This window comes from Streptomyces sp. NPDC005878 (assembly GCF_040629815.1).
GTDB lineage: Bacteria > Actinomycetota > Actinomycetes > Streptomycetales > Streptomycetaceae > Streptomyces.
This window is the reverse complement of the sequence record NZ_JBEXWK010000022.1, coordinates 1-14,102: the sequence shown is the minus strand read 5'-3', so window position 1 is coordinate 14,102 and position 14,102 is coordinate 1. Positions and strand designations below refer to the sequence as shown.

The window sequence follows — 14,102 nt, the reverse complement described above, 5'->3', positions numbered from 1 at the left end:
CCCCGCGCCACCCCGCCACGGCGATATGAGCAGCGGTGGCCAGAGGTGACGACAGGTCATCTCCCAGCACCATCCCAGCACGGGAAACGACCAGGGGCCCGATCACGAAGACTCGGGCCCCTTCTGACCTGCACGTTTGAAATCAGCGATGTGGTGGAATTGCGCCTAAACGTTGAAGCGGAACTCCACCACATCCCCGTCCTGCATCACGTACTCCTTGCCCTCCATGCGGGCCTTGCCCTTGGCGCGGGCCTCGGCGACCGAGCCCATTTCCACCAGGTCCTCGAAGGAGATGACCTCCGCCTTGATGAAGCCCTTCTGGAAGTCGGTGTGGATGACACCGGCCGCCTCGGGGGCCGTGGCGCCCTTCTTGATGGTCCAGGCGCGGGCTTCCTTGGGGCCGGCCGTCAGGTACGTCTGGAGGCCGAGGGTGTCGAAGCCGACGCGGGCCAGCGTGGCCAGGCCCGGCTCCTCGGCGCCGACGGACTGGAGCAGCTCCAGCGCGTCCGCCTCGTCGAGCTCCGCGAGGTCCTGCTCCAGCTTGGCGTTGAGGAAGATCGCCTCGGCGGGGGCCACCAGGGCGCGCTGGTCGGCCTTGAAGGCGTCGTCGGTCAGCTCGTCCTCGTCGACGTTGAAGACGTAGAGGAACGGCTTCGCCGTGAGGAGGTGAAGGTCGTGGAGGAGCTCCGCCTTCTCCGAGCCCTGGACGATCCCGGCCGAGAACAGCGTGTCGCCCTTCTCCAGGATCTCCTTCGCCGCCTCGACCGCCGCCACCTTGGGAGCGACGTCCTTCTTGATCCGGGACTCCTTCTGGAGGCGCGGCAGGACCTTCTCGATGGTCTGGAGGTCGGCGAGGATCAGCTCGGTGTTGATCGTCTCGATGTCGTCCTTCGGGGACACCTTGCCGTCGACGTGGACGACGTTCTCGTCCTTGAAGGCGCGGATGACCTGGCAGATCGCGTCCGACTCGCGGATGTTGGCCAGGAACTTGTTGCCCAGGCCCTCGCCCTCGCTGGCGCCGCGCACGATGCCGGCGATGTCGACGAAGTCGACCGTCGCGGGGAGCACGCGCTGCGAGCTGAAGACCTCGGCGAGCTTGTGGAGGCGGGCGTCCGGGACGCCCACGACGCCGACGTTCGGCTCGATGGTGGCGAACGGGTAGTTGGCCGCCAGTACGTCGTTCTTGGTCAGGGCGTTGAACAGGGTCGACTTGCCGACATTCGGCAGACCGACGATTCCGATCGTGAGCGACACGTTGGCGACTTCCCGGTACGAGGGTGATGGTCCGTCCGCCCCCGGGCCGGGGGCCGACGCCCCCGCGGATGGGGGCCGACTCACCAGTTTACGGGCGCGCCGTGGCGTCGGCGACGGCCCTCGTCGGGTCCGCCCCCGGCCCCCGTCCACCGCCCCGAGGGTCGGTTTCGCGTCGAACGCAACGCCAAGCTCACCCAAAGGGCGTGTCCCACGGGTCGTTCCTCCCCTGTTGCGACCTACGTTGGTGCGGTGGAGCAATACAGGACGCGCACCCCGCAGCCCGGACAGCGAGCACGCACCGCCGGTGGCCCGGCCGCGGGCGCGCCCGGCCGTACCCCCGGCCGGGCCGCCCCGCTCGGACCGCCCGTCCCCGCCGGGGAGGCGGCGGCCGTGTACCGGGTGGCGGCCCGGCCCGCCCCGCCGTTCGTCCTCGCCCTGCGCCGGCTCCCCCAGCCGCGCCTCACCAGCCTCGGCGGCGGGCTCTTCTCCGCCGCCGTGATGTTCCTGCTCGGCTGTCTGGACTGGCTGCTCTTCGACGGCTCGCCCGCCGTGTACGGGCTGCTGTTCCTGCCGGTGAGCGCCGTCACCGCGCTCTGGGTGCGCCCGGCCGACCTGGTCAGCGCCCCCATCAGCGTCCCGATCGCCTTCGCCTTCGGCATCGTGCCCATCGCGGGCGGCTCCGGCGGTGTCGGCGGCCAGGCCATGGCCGTGGTCACCGCCCTCGCCCTGCACGCCGGCTGGCTGTACGGGGGGACGCTGGTGGCGGGTGTGATCGCGAGCGTACGGAAGCTGCGGCTGATGGGGCGGCGGACCCCACGGCCCGCCGGCCCCGGGCCCGGTCCCGGTCCCGGTCCCGGTCCCGGGCCCCGGCGGTAGGGGCCACCTCCCGCTGCCCGCCGCCCGCTGCCGCCGTCATCCGCGACGCCGTGGAACCGTCCGCCGGGGCGTGCTGAGGTACTGCGGGCGCTGCAAGCCGCCGGACGCTGGGACAGGGCCGCAGGAGGACAGGGCGGCAGGAGGACAGGGCCGTAGGCGGACAGGGCCGTAGGGGGACAGGGCCGCGGGCCATACGGCCGCACCGCAGCCCCACGGCGCCCCCGCCGGCCACCCTCACGGGCGCGCCCCCCCTGGCTACCCCCGCCCCGCCGTCATCGCCGCCCCCACGATCCCCGCGTTGTTCTGCAACTCCGCCGGGACGATCTCCGCCCGGATCCCCTCGATCAGCGGCAGGAACTTCTCCGCCTTGCGGCTCACCCCGCCGCCGATGATGAAGAGCTCCGGCGAGAACAGCATCTCCACGTGGGCCAGGTACTTCTGGACGCGGTGGGCCCAGTGGGACCAGCTCAGGTCCTCGTCCTCCTTGACCTTGGTCGACGCGCGCTTCTCCGCGTCGTGGCCGTGCAGCTCAAGGTGGCCCAGCTCGGTGTTGGGCACGAGGCGGCCGTCGAGGAAGAGGGCGCTGCCGATGCCCGTACCGAACGTCAGCAGGATCACCGTGCCCTTGCGGCCCCGGCCGGCGCCGAAGCTCATCTCGGCCACGCCCGCCGCGTCCGCGTCGTTCATCACCGTCACCGGATGGCCGCCCAGGCGGTCGGTGAGCAGGCGGGCGCCGTCCACGCCTATCCAGGTCTTGTCGACGTTGGCCGCCGTGCGGATCGTGTTGCCCGTGACGACACCCGGGAAGGTGACGCCGACCGGGCCCGACCAGCCGAACTGGGCGACCACCTCCGCGACGCCCTCCGCCACCGCCTCCGGCGTCGCGGGGTGCGGGGTGAGGACCTTGAACCGCTCCTGGGTCAGGTCGCCGCGCTCCAGGTCCACGGGAGCACCCTTGATCCCGGACCCGCCGATGTCCACTCCGAACACGTTCATGGACCCCACGTTACGGGCGGGCACTGACAGTCACCCACACAACCGCCTGACCAGGGCTGATTCCCGGACACCTAGCTCCCGGACAACTCCGCGGCCTCGGCGCGCAGGTCGCGGCGCAGCTCCTTCGGCAGCGAGAACGTGATCGACTCCTCCGCCGCCTTGACGATCTCCACGTCCTCGAAGCCGCGCTGGGCGAGCCACTCCAGGACGCCGTCGACCAGGACCTCGGGGACGGACGCGCCGGAGGTGAGGCCGACCGTGCTCACGCCCTCCAGCCACGCCTCGTCGATCTCGTCGGCGAAGTCCACCAGGTGGGCGTCGCGCGCGCCCGCGCCGAGGGCGACCTCGACCAGGCGGACCGAGTTCGAGGAGTTCTTGGAGCCGACGACGATGACCAGGTCCGCGTCCTCGCCCATCTGCTTCACCGCGATCTGGCGGTTCTGCGTGGCGTAGCAGATGTCGTCGCTCGGCGGGGAGACCAGCAGCGGGAACTTCTGCTTGAGGGCGTCGACCGTCTCCATGGTCTCGTCGACCGAGAGGGTGGTCTGGGAGAGCCAGACGACCTTCGACTCGTCGCGGACCTCGACGTTCGCCACGTCCTTGGGGCCGTCGACCAGCGTGATGTGGTCGGGGGCCTCGCCGGAGGTGCCGATGACCTCCTCGTGGCCCTCGTGGCCGATCAGGAGGATGTCGTAGTCCTCCTTGGCGAAACGGACGGCCTCCTTGTGGACCTTGGTGACCAGGGGGCAGGTCGCGTCGATGGTGGCGAGCTTGCGCTCGGCCGCCTCCTCGTGGACCGTCGGCGCCACGCCGTGCGCCGAGAACATGACGATCGAGCCCTCGGGGACCTCCGCCGTCTCCTCGACGAAGATCGCGCCCTTCTTCTCCAGCGTCTGCACGACGTACTTGTTGTGGACGATCTCGTGGCGTACGTAGATCGGCGACCCGTACTGCTCCAGGGCCTTCTCGACGGCGATCACGGCGCGGTCCACACCCGCGCAGTAGCCACGGGGTGCTGCGAGCAGGACACGGCGGGCAGGCGTTGCAGTCATGCGGTCCATGGTACGGCCGGGGTCCGACACCCCTGGCCTGCCCGGCGGGCCAAAGATCGTCCGGCCGACGACACTGGCCGCATGGGTGCGCATCTCGAAGAAGGCGCGGAAGGCGGGGCGCGCGGGCCGCGGGCGCCGCGGGACGGCGGGCTGCGGCGCAGCCTGGGCTTCCGTGACCTCGTGGTGTACGGGCTGCTGTTCATCGCCCCCATGGCGCCCGTCGGCATCTTCGGCACGCTCGACGCGAAGTCGCACGGGGCCGTGGCCCTGGTCTACGTCGTGTCGACGGTCGCCATGGCGTTCACCGCATCCAGCTACGCCCAGATGGTGCGCGTCGCCCCGCAGGCGGGCTCGGTCTTCGCCTACGCGCGCGCGGGTCTCGGCGAGGGGGCCGGGTTCGTGGCGGGCTGGATGGCGATGCTCGACTACCTGCTGATCCCGGCCGTCGCGTACCTCTTCTCGGGGATCGCGATGCACTCGCTGGTCCCGGAGGTCTCCCGCTGGGTGTGGACCGCGCTGGCCGTGGTGATCACCACCGCGCTCAACCTCTGGGGCGTACGGGCGGCGGCGCGGGTCGGGTTCGCGGTGCTGGCGATGGAGATCGCGGTCCTGCTGGTGTTCGTGGTGGCCGCCTCCGTCGTGCTCGTACGGGACGGGGCGCGGCGCGACTGGCTGTCGCCGCTGGCCGGGGACGCGGGGTTCTCGCTCGCGGCGGTGCTCGGCGCGGTCTCGGTGGCGGTGCTCTCGTACCTGGGCTTCGACGCGATCGCCTCCTTCGCGGAGGAGGTGACGGGGGGCTCGGAGAAGGTCGCGCGCGCGGTGCTGTTCTGTCTGGCGCTGGCGGGCGTGCTGTTCGTGGCGCAGACGTACCTGGCGGCGCTCCTGGAGCCGTCGGGATCGGCCGCGCTGGCGGCCGATCCCGTCCAGCAGGGCTCGGCCTTCTACGACACCGTCGAGGCATCCGTGGGCACCTGGCTGCACGATCTGGTCGCGGTGAGCAAGGCGATCGGGGCGGCGTTCGCGGCGCTGGCCGGGCAGGCGGCGGCGGGGCGGCTGGTGTTCGCGATGGCGCGCGAGCGGCGGCTGCCGGGGGTCCTGGCGCGTACCGGCTCGGGCGTGCCGCGCGCGGCGCTGCTGGTGGCCGCGGTGGTGACGCTGGTGGCGGCGGTCTGGGCGGCGCGGCGCGACGACGGCATGGACCATCTGGTGTCGGTGGTCGACATGGGCGCGCTGACGGCGTTCCTGCTGCTGCACGCCTCGGTGATCGCCTGGTACGCGGTACGGCGCCGCGGGGGCCCGCCGAACTGGCTGACGCACGCGGTGCTGCCGCTGCTCGGCGCCGCGGTGATCGTGGCGGTGATGTGGGAGGCGACCCGTACGGCGCAGGTGGTCGGGCTGGTATGGCTGGTGCTGGGGATCGGGGTGTTGATGGTGCAGGGGGCGGAACGCTTCGGCCGGGTGCGCTAGCGCTGCGGGGTGCCCGGCGGCGCGGGCCGGTGGACCTTTCCGGTCGCGGCGGCGGCCGGGCGCCGGCCGCGCGTTCGGGGTGGGGTGTCAGTGGGGGCCGTTAGCCTGCGTGCATGGGTCTGCATACGAGTGCTCAGGCGCCGCTGCCGGTCGGTGAGGTGTCGCGGCTCATCGGCGGCTGGATCGACCGGCTGGGGGCGGTGTGGGTCGAGGGACAGATCACCCAGCTCTCGCGGCGGCCGGGCGCGGGGGTGGTGTTCCTGACCCTGCGCGACCCGTCGCACGACATCTCGGTGTCGGTCACCTGCTACCGGCAGGTGTTCGACGCGGTGGCGGACGTGGTCGCCGAGGGCGCCCGGGTCGTGGTCCACGCGAAGCCGGAGTGGTACGCGCCGCGGGGCCAGCTGTCGCTGCGGGCCGCGGAGATACGGCCCGTCGGCATCGGTGAGCTGCTCGCCCGTCTGGAGCAGTTGAAGAAGTCGCTCGCGGCGGAGGGGCTTTTCGCGCTCGACCGCAAGAAGCCGCTGCCCTTCCTGCCGCAGCTGGTCGGGCTGGTGGTCGGCCGCGCCTCGGCCGCCGAGCGGGACGTGCTGGAGAACGCGCGGCGGCGCTGGCCCGCGGTGCGCTTCGAGGTGCGCAACGTGGCGGTGCAGGGGGTGCACGCGGTGCCGCAGGTCGTCGAGGCGGTGCGGGAGCTGGACGGCCTCCCGGAGGTCGACGTGATCATCGTGGCGCGGGGCGGCGGCAGCGTCGAGGACCTGCTGCCGTTCTCCGACGAGCAGCTGGTGCGGGCGGTGGCCGCGTGCCGTACGCCGGTGGTCTCGGCGATCGGGCACGAGCCGGACGCGCCGCTGCTCGACCTGGTCGCGGATCTGCGGGCGTCGACGCCGACGGACGCGGCGAAGAAGGTCGTCCCCGACGTCGGGGAGGAGCTGGACCGGGTCAGGATGCTGCGGGACCGGGCGCGCCGCCATGTCGTCGGCCTCGTCGACCGGGAGGAGCGGGGTCTCGCCGGGATGCTCGGCCGCCCCTGGATGGACCGGCCGCACCGGATGGTGGAGGACCGGGCGGACGAGGTGGACGCGCTGGTGAACCGTTCGCGCCGGGTCCTGGGCCATCTGCTGGACCGCGCCGACTCCGAACTCGCCCACACCCGCGCGCGCGTGGTCGCGCTGTCGCCGGCGGCGACGCTGGAGCGGGGGTACGCGGTGCTCCAGCGGGCGGACGGGGCGGTGGTGCGGGCCCCCGGGGAGGTCGCCGGGGGCGAGGAGTTGCGGGCCAGAGTGGCCGAGGGGGAGTTCACGGTTGTCGTCGGGACGGATGCGTAGGGTGACGGGTATGGCAGCGAAGGTTAGTTCGGGTGGGGGCGGCGGAGAGGGTGCGGGCTCGGGTGCGGGTGCGCACTCGGGCTCGGGCTCCGTGGAGGCTGGGGCCGGAGGGCCGGCCGGGGCGTCGGCCTCGTCCGAGTCGCTCGGGTACGAGCAGGCTCGGGACGAGCTGATCGACGTCGTACGGCGGTTGGAGGCCGGGGGGACGACCCTGGAGGAGTCGTTGGCGCTGTGGGAGCGGGGGGAGGTGCTGGCGAAGGTGTGCCGGCGGTGGTTGGAGGGGGCTCGGGCGCGGTTGGATGCGGCGCTGGAGGCCGAGGGGTGAGGTGCCCCTCCCCGCCCCTTCCCCAAACCCTCCGGGGGTGGGGCGGGGCGGGGTGGGTTGGTTGTTTCCCGGGGGCTACGCCCCCGACCCCCAGCGGGGCCTGCGGCCCCTGCACCCCGCTGGCCCCCGACCTGCGGGCCGTCGTGTGCTGATCGCGCAGTTCCCCGCGCCCCTGCAAAGCGGGCCCTGCGGCCCCCCGAACCCCGCTCGATGTTGATCGTGCGGGCCGTCGTGGGCTGGTCGCGCAGTTCCCCGCGCCCCTAAAAGCCGGGCCTGCGGCCCGCCCCCCTCGCTCCCGGGGCTCCGCACGCCAGTGCCTCCGAGCGGGGCCTGCAGTGCGGCCCCGCATCCCGCTCGGCGTTGACCGTGCGGGTCGTCGGTGGCTGATCGCGCAGTTCCCCGCGCCCCTGAAAGCCGGGCCTGCGGCCCGTCCCTCAGACGTCGGAGGGGCTGGATCATCCCGCCGAGGATCCGCAGACACAGCACCCGCAACCCCCAAGGGGCGCGGGGAACTGCGCGAGCAACCCACAACCGACCCGCAGACGAAGACCGGGCCCCCAAGGGGCGCGGGGAACTGCGCGACCAGCCACGGACGGCCCGCAGCCAAACACCGAGCCCTGAAGGGGCGCGGGGAACTGCGCGGCCAGCCACCCACGGCCCGCAGACGGAAACCCACCCCATCCCGGCCCTCCCCTCCCCACCCCACCCCACCAACCTGGCCGAAAACCGCCCCTCCCTGTGAGCCCCATCACCCCACCCCCCACTTAGTTGAAACTTAACCTATCTCCGTCGTACGGTGACACCACCGCTTGATCCCCACAAGTGGAATCCCCGTAAGTCCGGAAGGTTCGTTATGTCTCTCGTCCTTGACCCCGCCGCCCAGGACCTCCTCTTCCGTGAGGCCCGTACCGCCAACACGTTCACCGAGGAGCCGGTGAGCGAGGAGCAGGTGCAGGCGATCTACGACCTGGTCAAGTTCGGGCCCACCGCCTTCAACCAGACGCCACTGCGCATCGTGCTGGTGCGTTCCGCCGAGGCGCGGGAGCGGCTGGTGGCGCACATGTCCGAGGGCAACCGGGCCAAGACCGCGACCGCCCCGCTGGTCGCCATCCTCGCCGCCGACAACGAGTTCCACGAGGAGCTGCCGAAGCTGTTCCCGGCCTTCCCGCAGGCCGCCGACGTGTTCTACAGCGAGCGCCCGGCCCGCGAGAACGCCGCCGGTCTGAACGCCGCGCTCCAGGCCGCGTACTTCATCCTCGGCGTCCGCGCCGCCGGGCTCGCCGCCGGCCCGATGACCGGCTTCGACCCCGCCGGGCTCCAGAAGGAGTTCCTGGACGGCGACCACACCCCGCTGATGGTCGTCAACATCGGCAAGCCGGGCGAGGGCGCCTCGTACCCGCGCAGCCCGCGCCTGGCGTACGACGAGGTCGTCACCACCGTCTGAGGCCCGGCGACAGTACGGCGAAAGGCCGCCACATCCCCCGCTCGGGGTGCGGCGGCCTTTCGCCGTACTGGGGGTCCCAGGGCCCGGGGACCAGAGCCCGGGGGCCGTCGCGCCTAGGCCTTCTTCAGCTCCAGCGCCGCCGCCATCCGCTCCAGCTGGGCGAAGCCCGCCGTGCCGGTCACCACGGTCGTGGAGCCCTTGTCCTCGCGGACGAGCGCGTCGTACTTGGGGCCCTCCCAGCGGCGCCAGGTCGCGCCCGCGATCCGCTGGGTGTGCTCGGTCTTCGCCGCCTTCTTGGCGACGGACTTCACGAACTTGTCGTGGTCGGGCGCCGAGGACTGCTCGATCGCCACGTACTCCTTGTCCGGGTCCAGGAAGCCCAGGTGCCAGGCGTTGTCGGCCTGGCCGTCGTAGGTGACCGAGGTCGCCTTCCACTTGTCCTGGTCGGGCAGCCCGACCGGCGCCGCCACCGGATACGGCGCGGCGCGCCGGACCGTCAGGAGCTCGACCCGGTAGTCGACCGCCTTGACCGGGTCCTTCTTCCCGTCGTGCGGGACGAACATGTAGATCACAGCCACGGCGATACCGATCACCGCCAACGACTGCAGCATGTTCCGCACACTCTGCTTGCCACGTGTTCCTGCCACGCACCCATGGTCTCAGGTCATGTCGCTGCTCATACGTGGCCCCCACTGCTCATTTTGTCGACGTGACGATAGAGTCCAGGCACCCTCTTTTTTCCCGGCCGTCGCCGTACAGAAAGGTGCGCTCCGATGACCGAGCACAACTTGCCGCCCCAACTCGAGGTCTCGCCCGAGGCTCCCGACCGCAACCTCGCCCTGGAACTGGTCCGGGTCACCGAGGCCGCCGCCATGGCCGCCGGCCGCTGGGTCGGGCGCGGCGACAAGATCGGCGCCGACGGCGCCGCGGTCAACGCCATGCGCACCCTCGTCTCCACCGTCTCCATGAACGGCGTCGTCGTCATCGGGGAAGGCGAGAAGGACGAGGCCCCGATGCTCTACAACGGCGAGCGCATCGGCGACGGCACCGGCCCCGAGGTCGACATCGCCGTCGACCCGATCGACGGCACCACCCTGAACGCCAAGGGCATGCCGAACGCCATCGCCGTCCTGGCCGCCGCCGACCGCGGCACCATGTTCGACCCGTCGGCCGTCTTCTACATGGACAAGCTGGTCACCGGCCCCGAGGCCGCCGACTTCGTCGACATCAACGCCCCCGTCTCGGTGAACATCCGCCGCGTCGCCAAGGCGAAGAACTCCTCGCCCGAGGACGTCACCGTCGTCATCCTCGACCGGCCCCGCCACGAGGGCATCGTCAAGGAGATCCGCGAGACGGGCGCCCGCATCAAGTTCATCTCCGACGGCGACGTGGCCGGGTCGATCATGGCCGTGCGCGAGGGCACCGGCGTGGACCTGCTGATGGGCATCGGCGGCACGCCCGAGGGCATCATCTCCGCCTGCGCCATCAAGTGCCTCGGCGGTACCATCCAGGGCAAGCTCTGGCCCAAGGACGACGCCGAGCGCCGGCGGGCGCTGGACGCCGGGCACGACCTCGACCGGGTCCTGTCGACCAACGACCTCGTCTCCGGCGACAACGTCTTCTTCGTCGCCACCGGCATCACCGACGGCGAGCTGCTGCGCGGCGTGCGCTACCGCGGCGAGACGGCCACCACCCAGTCGCTGGTCATGCGCTCGAAGTCCGGCACGATCCGCCAGATCGACTCCACCCACCGCCTCTCGAAGCTGCGCGCCTACAGCCAGATCGACTTCGACCGGGCGAAGTGACGCAGAGGTAGCGGCGTAGGGGGGCCGAAGCCCCGGTCCGGCCCGGGGCTTCGGGTCGCGTACGTACGTGAAGGGGCGCTCCCGTTGTGCGGACGGGGGCGCCCCTTCGCGTACGTACGCGCGCGTCAGGCGGCGGACGCCGCCTTCTTCAGCTCGACCTCGCGCCGGCGCCGCCGGGCCAGCACCACACGCCGCTCGGCCGCCGTCAGACCGCCCCACACCCCGTACGGTTCGGGCATCAGCAGGGCGTGCTCACGGCACTCGACCATGACCGGGCAGCGGGCGCAGACCCGCTTGGCGGCCTCCTCGCGCGACAGGCGCGCGGCCGTCGGTTCCTTGGAGGGGGCGAAGAACAGCCCCGCCTCGTCCCGGCGGCAGACCGCCTCCGTGTGCCACGGGCCCGCCTGGTCCTCCCGAGCGGGGCCGCGCTGCGGCGGGACGGCGACGGCGACCTGCAGGGACTGATGCGGCGGATGCAGCACGGCCAACTCCTGACGACGGCTGACGACGGCTTCGCGAGCGAGCGACGATGCGACAGTCCCTACCCGCTGTACGCGTGCCTATGCACTGAGTTCCGATGTCCGGAAGTGCGAACGCGCGCCGTTGACCGGAAGTGTGCGGACGCGACGCCTCAGGAGCCGAGGTGTTTGCGCAGGCGGCCGTGGAGGTCGGCGATCCGCTTGCCGCGCTTCGGCTTCGCCTCGATGTTGCCGAATACCGAGTATCCGTTGACGACGACCACGGGCGCCTCGGGGTGCTCGGCCTCCAGCGTGTCCACTTCGAAGTTGCCGAAAACGCCGGTCCCGCTGCCGCGCAGGGTCAGGTTCTCGGGGACGCGGACCTCCACGTTGCCGAAGATCGACGTGGCGTTGATGACGGAAAGCCGCTGTTCGAAGTAGGCCTCGGTGAGATCGATCTCGACGCTGCCGAAGAGCGCGAAGGCGTTGGTGCGGCGGCCGACGCGCCAGCGGCCCTTGCGGGTCGAGCTGGAGAAGACGGCGACCAGGTTCTCGGCGGCGACGGGTCCGGCGGGCTCGTCCGGGGCGTGTGCGGTCGCGTACGCGGGCGCGGATGAGGCGGTGGCGGGCGCGCCGAAGCGGTGCGCGCCGCCGGCGGCCGCCGGGAGGTCCCGTACGAGCGGCTCCAGTTCGCCGACCGTCTTCGCGCGGTAGACGCCGTCGATGCGCTCGGCGTGCTCCTCCGCGTCCAGCCGGCCCTCCGCGAGCGCCTCGCGCAGGATGTCGGCGGCCCGGTCGCGGTCGGCGTCGGAGGCGCGCAGGAGCGCGGCCTCCGGCGGCTTCGGGGGCTGCGGCTCGGCGTGCTTCTCCAGGTCCACGGAATCGTCCACGCGGCCAGCGTACCCAAACGCGATAGATCGCGACTAGGGGTTCGCGACAGTCGGCGCGTCCGTCCCGCGCGCGTCACCCCGCCGCGACTGAGCCCTACCTCACAGAATCGGCGCGGTGGCGGCGGCATACGCTTGAGGGCGCTGTGCCAATGGAGGTCAGCCGCTGTCTGCCGAGTGAGGAATGGCCGTACACATGTCCCCCGTCTCCCGCCCTCCCAGCCCTGCGTTCGCGTACTCCGACCTGCTCCCCCTGGGAGAGGACAACACGCCCTACCGCCTGGTGACCGCCGAAGGTGTCTCCACCTTCGAGGCCGACGGCCGTACGTTCCTCAAGGTCGAGCCGGAGGCGCTGCGCAAGCTGGCCGCCGAGGCGATCCACGACATCCAGCACTATCTGCGCCCGGCCCACCTGGCCCAGCTGCGCCGGATCATCGACGACCCCGAGGCGTCCAGCAACGACAAGTTCGTGGCGCTCGACCTGCTGAAGAACGCGAACATCGCGGCGGCGGGCGTGCTGCCGATGTGCCAGGACACCGGCACGGCGATCGTCATGGGCAAGCGCGGGCAGAACGTGCTGACCGAGGGCGGCGACGAGGAAGCCCTCTCGCGCGGCATCTTCGACGCGTACACCCAGCTCAACCTGCGGTACTCGCAGATGGCTCCGCTCACCATGTGGGAGGAGAAGAACACCGGCTCGAACCTGCCCGCGCAGATCGAGCTGTACGCGACGGACGGCGGCGCCTACAAGTTCCTCTTCATGGCGAAGGGCGGCGGCTCGGCCAACAAGTCGTTCCTCTACCAGGAGACGAAGGCCGTCCTGAACGAGGCCTCCATGATGAAGTTCCTGGAGGAGAAGATCCGCTCGCTCGGTACGGCGGCCTGCCCGCCCTACCACCTGGCGATCGTGGTCGGCGGCACCAGCGCCGAGTTCGCGCTGAAGACCGCGAAGTACGCCTCCGCGCACTACCTCGACGAGCTGCCGACCGAGGGTTCGGCGACCGGGCACGGCTTCCGTGACACGGAGCTGGAGGAGAAGGTCTTCGAGCTGACGCAGAAGATCGGGATCGGGGCGCAGTTCGGCGGCAAGTACTTCTGCCACGACGTGCGCGTGGTGCGGCTGCCCCGGCACGGCGCCTCGCTGCCGGTCGCGATCGCCGTGTCCTGTTCGGCGGACCGCCAGGCGGTCGCGAAGATCACGGCCGAGGGCGTGTTCCTGGAGGAGCTGGAGAAGGACCCGGCGCGGTTCCTGCCGGACACGACGGACGACCACCTCGACGAGTCGTCCGACGTGGTGCGCATCGACCTCAACCAGCCGATGGACGACATCCTCGCCGAGCTCACCAAGTACCCGGTGAAGACCCGGCTCTCGCTGACCGGTCCGCTGGTCGTGGCGCGCGACATCGCGCACGCCAAGATCAAGGAGCGGCTGGACGCGGGGGAGGAGATGCCGCAGTACCTCAAGGACCACCCGGTGTACTACGCCGGTCCGGCGAAGACGCCGGAGGGGTACGCGTCGGGGTCCTTCGGGCCGACCACGGCCGGGCGCATGGACTCGTACGTGGAGCAGTTCCAGGCGGCGGGCGGGTCCAAGGTGATGCTGGCGAAGGGGAACCGGTCGGCGCAGGTCACTCGGGCGTGTGACGCGCACGGGGGGTTCTACCTGGGGTCGATCGGGGGGCCGGCCGCGCGGCTCGCGCAGGACTGCATCAAGAAGGTCGAGGTCGTCGAGTACGAGGAGCTGGGGATGGAGGCGGTGTGGCGGATCGAGGTGGAGGATTTCCCGGCGTTCATCGTGGTCGACGACAAGGGGAACGATTTCTTCCAGGCTCCGGCTGAGGCGCCCACGTTCTTGAACATTCCCGTGCGGGGGGTGGGGCAGGCGTAGGGGGTTTTGGCCCCTCCCCGCCCCTTCCCCAAACCCTCCGGGGGTGGGTGGGGCGGGTTGAGGTGGTCTCCCGGGGGCTACGCCCCCGGGCCCCCTGTCGCGGGGGCTGCGCCCCCTGCACCCCACCACGGGGCTCCGCCCCGGACCCGGCTCCTCCAACGCCGGAGGGGCTGAGCGCCCGGAGGCAACCGGGGTGCCCCCCAGGGCACGGAGGCCGCCTGCGGACCGTGGCGGGCTGGTCGCGCAGTTCCCCGCGCCCCTTGAAGCGCCCCTTCGCCCCAAGGTCACGTAACCCGCGCGCGCGAAGGCCTTGGCCATCGGC

General features: G+C 71.7%; 13 protein-coding genes. 7 read left to right on the top strand and 6 right to left on the bottom strand.

Annotation, left to right across the window (positions count from 1 at the left end; all coding sequences use genetic code 11):
• Positions 1 to 165: 165 nt before the first annotated feature.
• The gene (gene ychF, locus ABZ404_RS27360) at positions 166 to 1,254 is read right to left on the bottom strand and encodes a redox-regulated ATPase YchF (RefSeq protein WP_358832525.1); all 1,089 of its coding nucleotides are present in this window, start codon (positions 1,252 to 1,254) and stop codon (positions 166 to 168) included.
• A gap of 390 nt (positions 1,255 to 1,644) precedes the next feature.
• Here ychF and ABZ404_RS27355 point away from each other — a divergent pair, with 390 nt between their 5' ends.
• Positions 1,645 to 2,130: a DUF6542 domain-containing protein gene (locus ABZ404_RS27355; protein ID WP_358837244.1), complete on the top strand. Its 486-nt coding sequence runs from the start codon at positions 1,645 to 1,647 to the stop codon at positions 2,128 to 2,130.
• Positions 2,131 to 2,385: 255 nt separating this feature from the next.
• Here the strand turns inward: ABZ404_RS27355 and ppgK are convergent, their stop codons facing one another.
• Together ppgK and ABZ404_RS27345 are read right to left on the bottom strand one after the other, a co-directional pair.
• Positions 2,386 to 3,126 carry a polyphosphate--glucose phosphotransferase gene (gene ppgK, locus ABZ404_RS27350; RefSeq protein ID WP_358837240.1) on the bottom strand — a complete coding sequence of 247 codons (741 nt, stop codon included), beginning with the start codon at positions 3,124 to 3,126 and terminating at the stop codon, positions 2,386 to 2,388.
• A gap of 71 nt (positions 3,127 to 3,197) precedes the next feature.
• A complete protein-coding gene (locus ABZ404_RS27345; RefSeq protein ID WP_358837241.1) occupies positions 3,198 to 4,187 on the bottom strand; it encodes a 4-hydroxy-3-methylbut-2-enyl diphosphate reductase in 990 nt (329 codons plus the stop codon).
• A 72-nt stretch (positions 4,188 to 4,259) separates the two neighbouring features.
• On the opposite strand from ABZ404_RS27345, the gene ABZ404_RS27340 reads away from it, so the two are divergent.
• From ABZ404_RS27340 to ABZ404_RS27325, 4 genes are all read left to right on the top strand, one after another.
• Positions 4,260 to 5,645 carry an APC family permease gene (locus ABZ404_RS27340; RefSeq protein WP_358837242.1) on the top strand — a complete coding sequence of 462 codons (1,386 nt, stop codon included), beginning with the start codon at positions 4,260 to 4,262 and terminating at the stop codon, positions 5,643 to 5,645.
• 113 nt (positions 5,646 to 5,758) lie between these two features.
• On the top strand, positions 5,759 to 6,973 hold the full coding sequence (gene xseA / locus ABZ404_RS27335) for an exodeoxyribonuclease VII large subunit (RefSeq protein ID WP_358837243.1): 1,215 nt from the start codon (positions 5,759 to 5,761) through the stop codon (positions 6,971 to 6,973).
• Between the two features lie 91 nt (positions 6,974 to 7,064).
• On the top strand, positions 7,065 to 7,298 hold the full coding sequence (locus ABZ404_RS27330) for an exodeoxyribonuclease VII small subunit (protein WP_358837245.1): 234 nt from the start codon (positions 7,065 to 7,067) through the stop codon (positions 7,296 to 7,298).
• 853 nt (positions 7,299 to 8,151) lie between these two features.
• On the top strand, positions 8,152 to 8,742 hold the full coding sequence (locus ABZ404_RS27325) for a malonic semialdehyde reductase (protein WP_358837093.1): 591 nt from the start codon (positions 8,152 to 8,154) through the stop codon (positions 8,740 to 8,742).
• A 113-nt stretch (positions 8,743 to 8,855) separates the two neighbouring features.
• On the opposite strand, the gene ABZ404_RS27320 is transcribed toward ABZ404_RS27325, so the two are convergent.
• On the bottom strand, positions 8,856 to 9,389 hold the full coding sequence (locus ABZ404_RS27320; protein ID WP_358837094.1) for a DUF4245 domain-containing protein: 534 nt from the start codon (positions 9,387 to 9,389) through the stop codon (positions 8,856 to 8,858).
• A gap of 126 nt (positions 9,390 to 9,515) precedes the next feature.
• On the opposite strand from ABZ404_RS27320, the gene glpX reads away from it, so the two are divergent.
• Positions 9,516 to 10,547 (top strand): class II fructose-bisphosphatase, encoded by a 1,032-nt coding sequence (gene glpX, locus ABZ404_RS27315; RefSeq protein WP_358837095.1) that lies wholly within the window; start codon positions 9,516 to 9,518, stop codon positions 10,545 to 10,547.
• Positions 10,548 to 10,672: 125 nt separating this feature from the next.
• Here the strand turns inward: glpX and ABZ404_RS27310 are convergent, their stop codons facing one another.
• Both ABZ404_RS27310 and ABZ404_RS27305 read right to left on the bottom strand, forming a co-directional pair.
• On the bottom strand, positions 10,673 to 11,029 hold the full coding sequence (locus tag ABZ404_RS27310; protein WP_067163559.1) for a WhiB family transcriptional regulator: 357 nt from the start codon (positions 11,027 to 11,029) through the stop codon (positions 10,673 to 10,675).
• Between the two features lie 149 nt (positions 11,030 to 11,178).
• On the bottom strand, positions 11,179 to 11,883 hold the full coding sequence (locus ABZ404_RS27305) for a DUF1707 domain-containing protein (RefSeq protein WP_358837097.1): 705 nt from the start codon (positions 11,881 to 11,883) through the stop codon (positions 11,179 to 11,181).
• A gap of 205 nt (positions 11,884 to 12,088) precedes the next feature.
• On the opposite strand from ABZ404_RS27305, the gene ABZ404_RS27300 reads away from it, so the two are divergent.
• Positions 12,089 to 13,780, top strand: a complete 1,692-nt coding sequence (locus tag ABZ404_RS27300; protein WP_358837096.1) for a fumarate hydratase — start codon at positions 12,089 to 12,091, stop codon at positions 13,778 to 13,780.
• Positions 13,781 to 14,102: the final 322 nt, after the last annotated feature.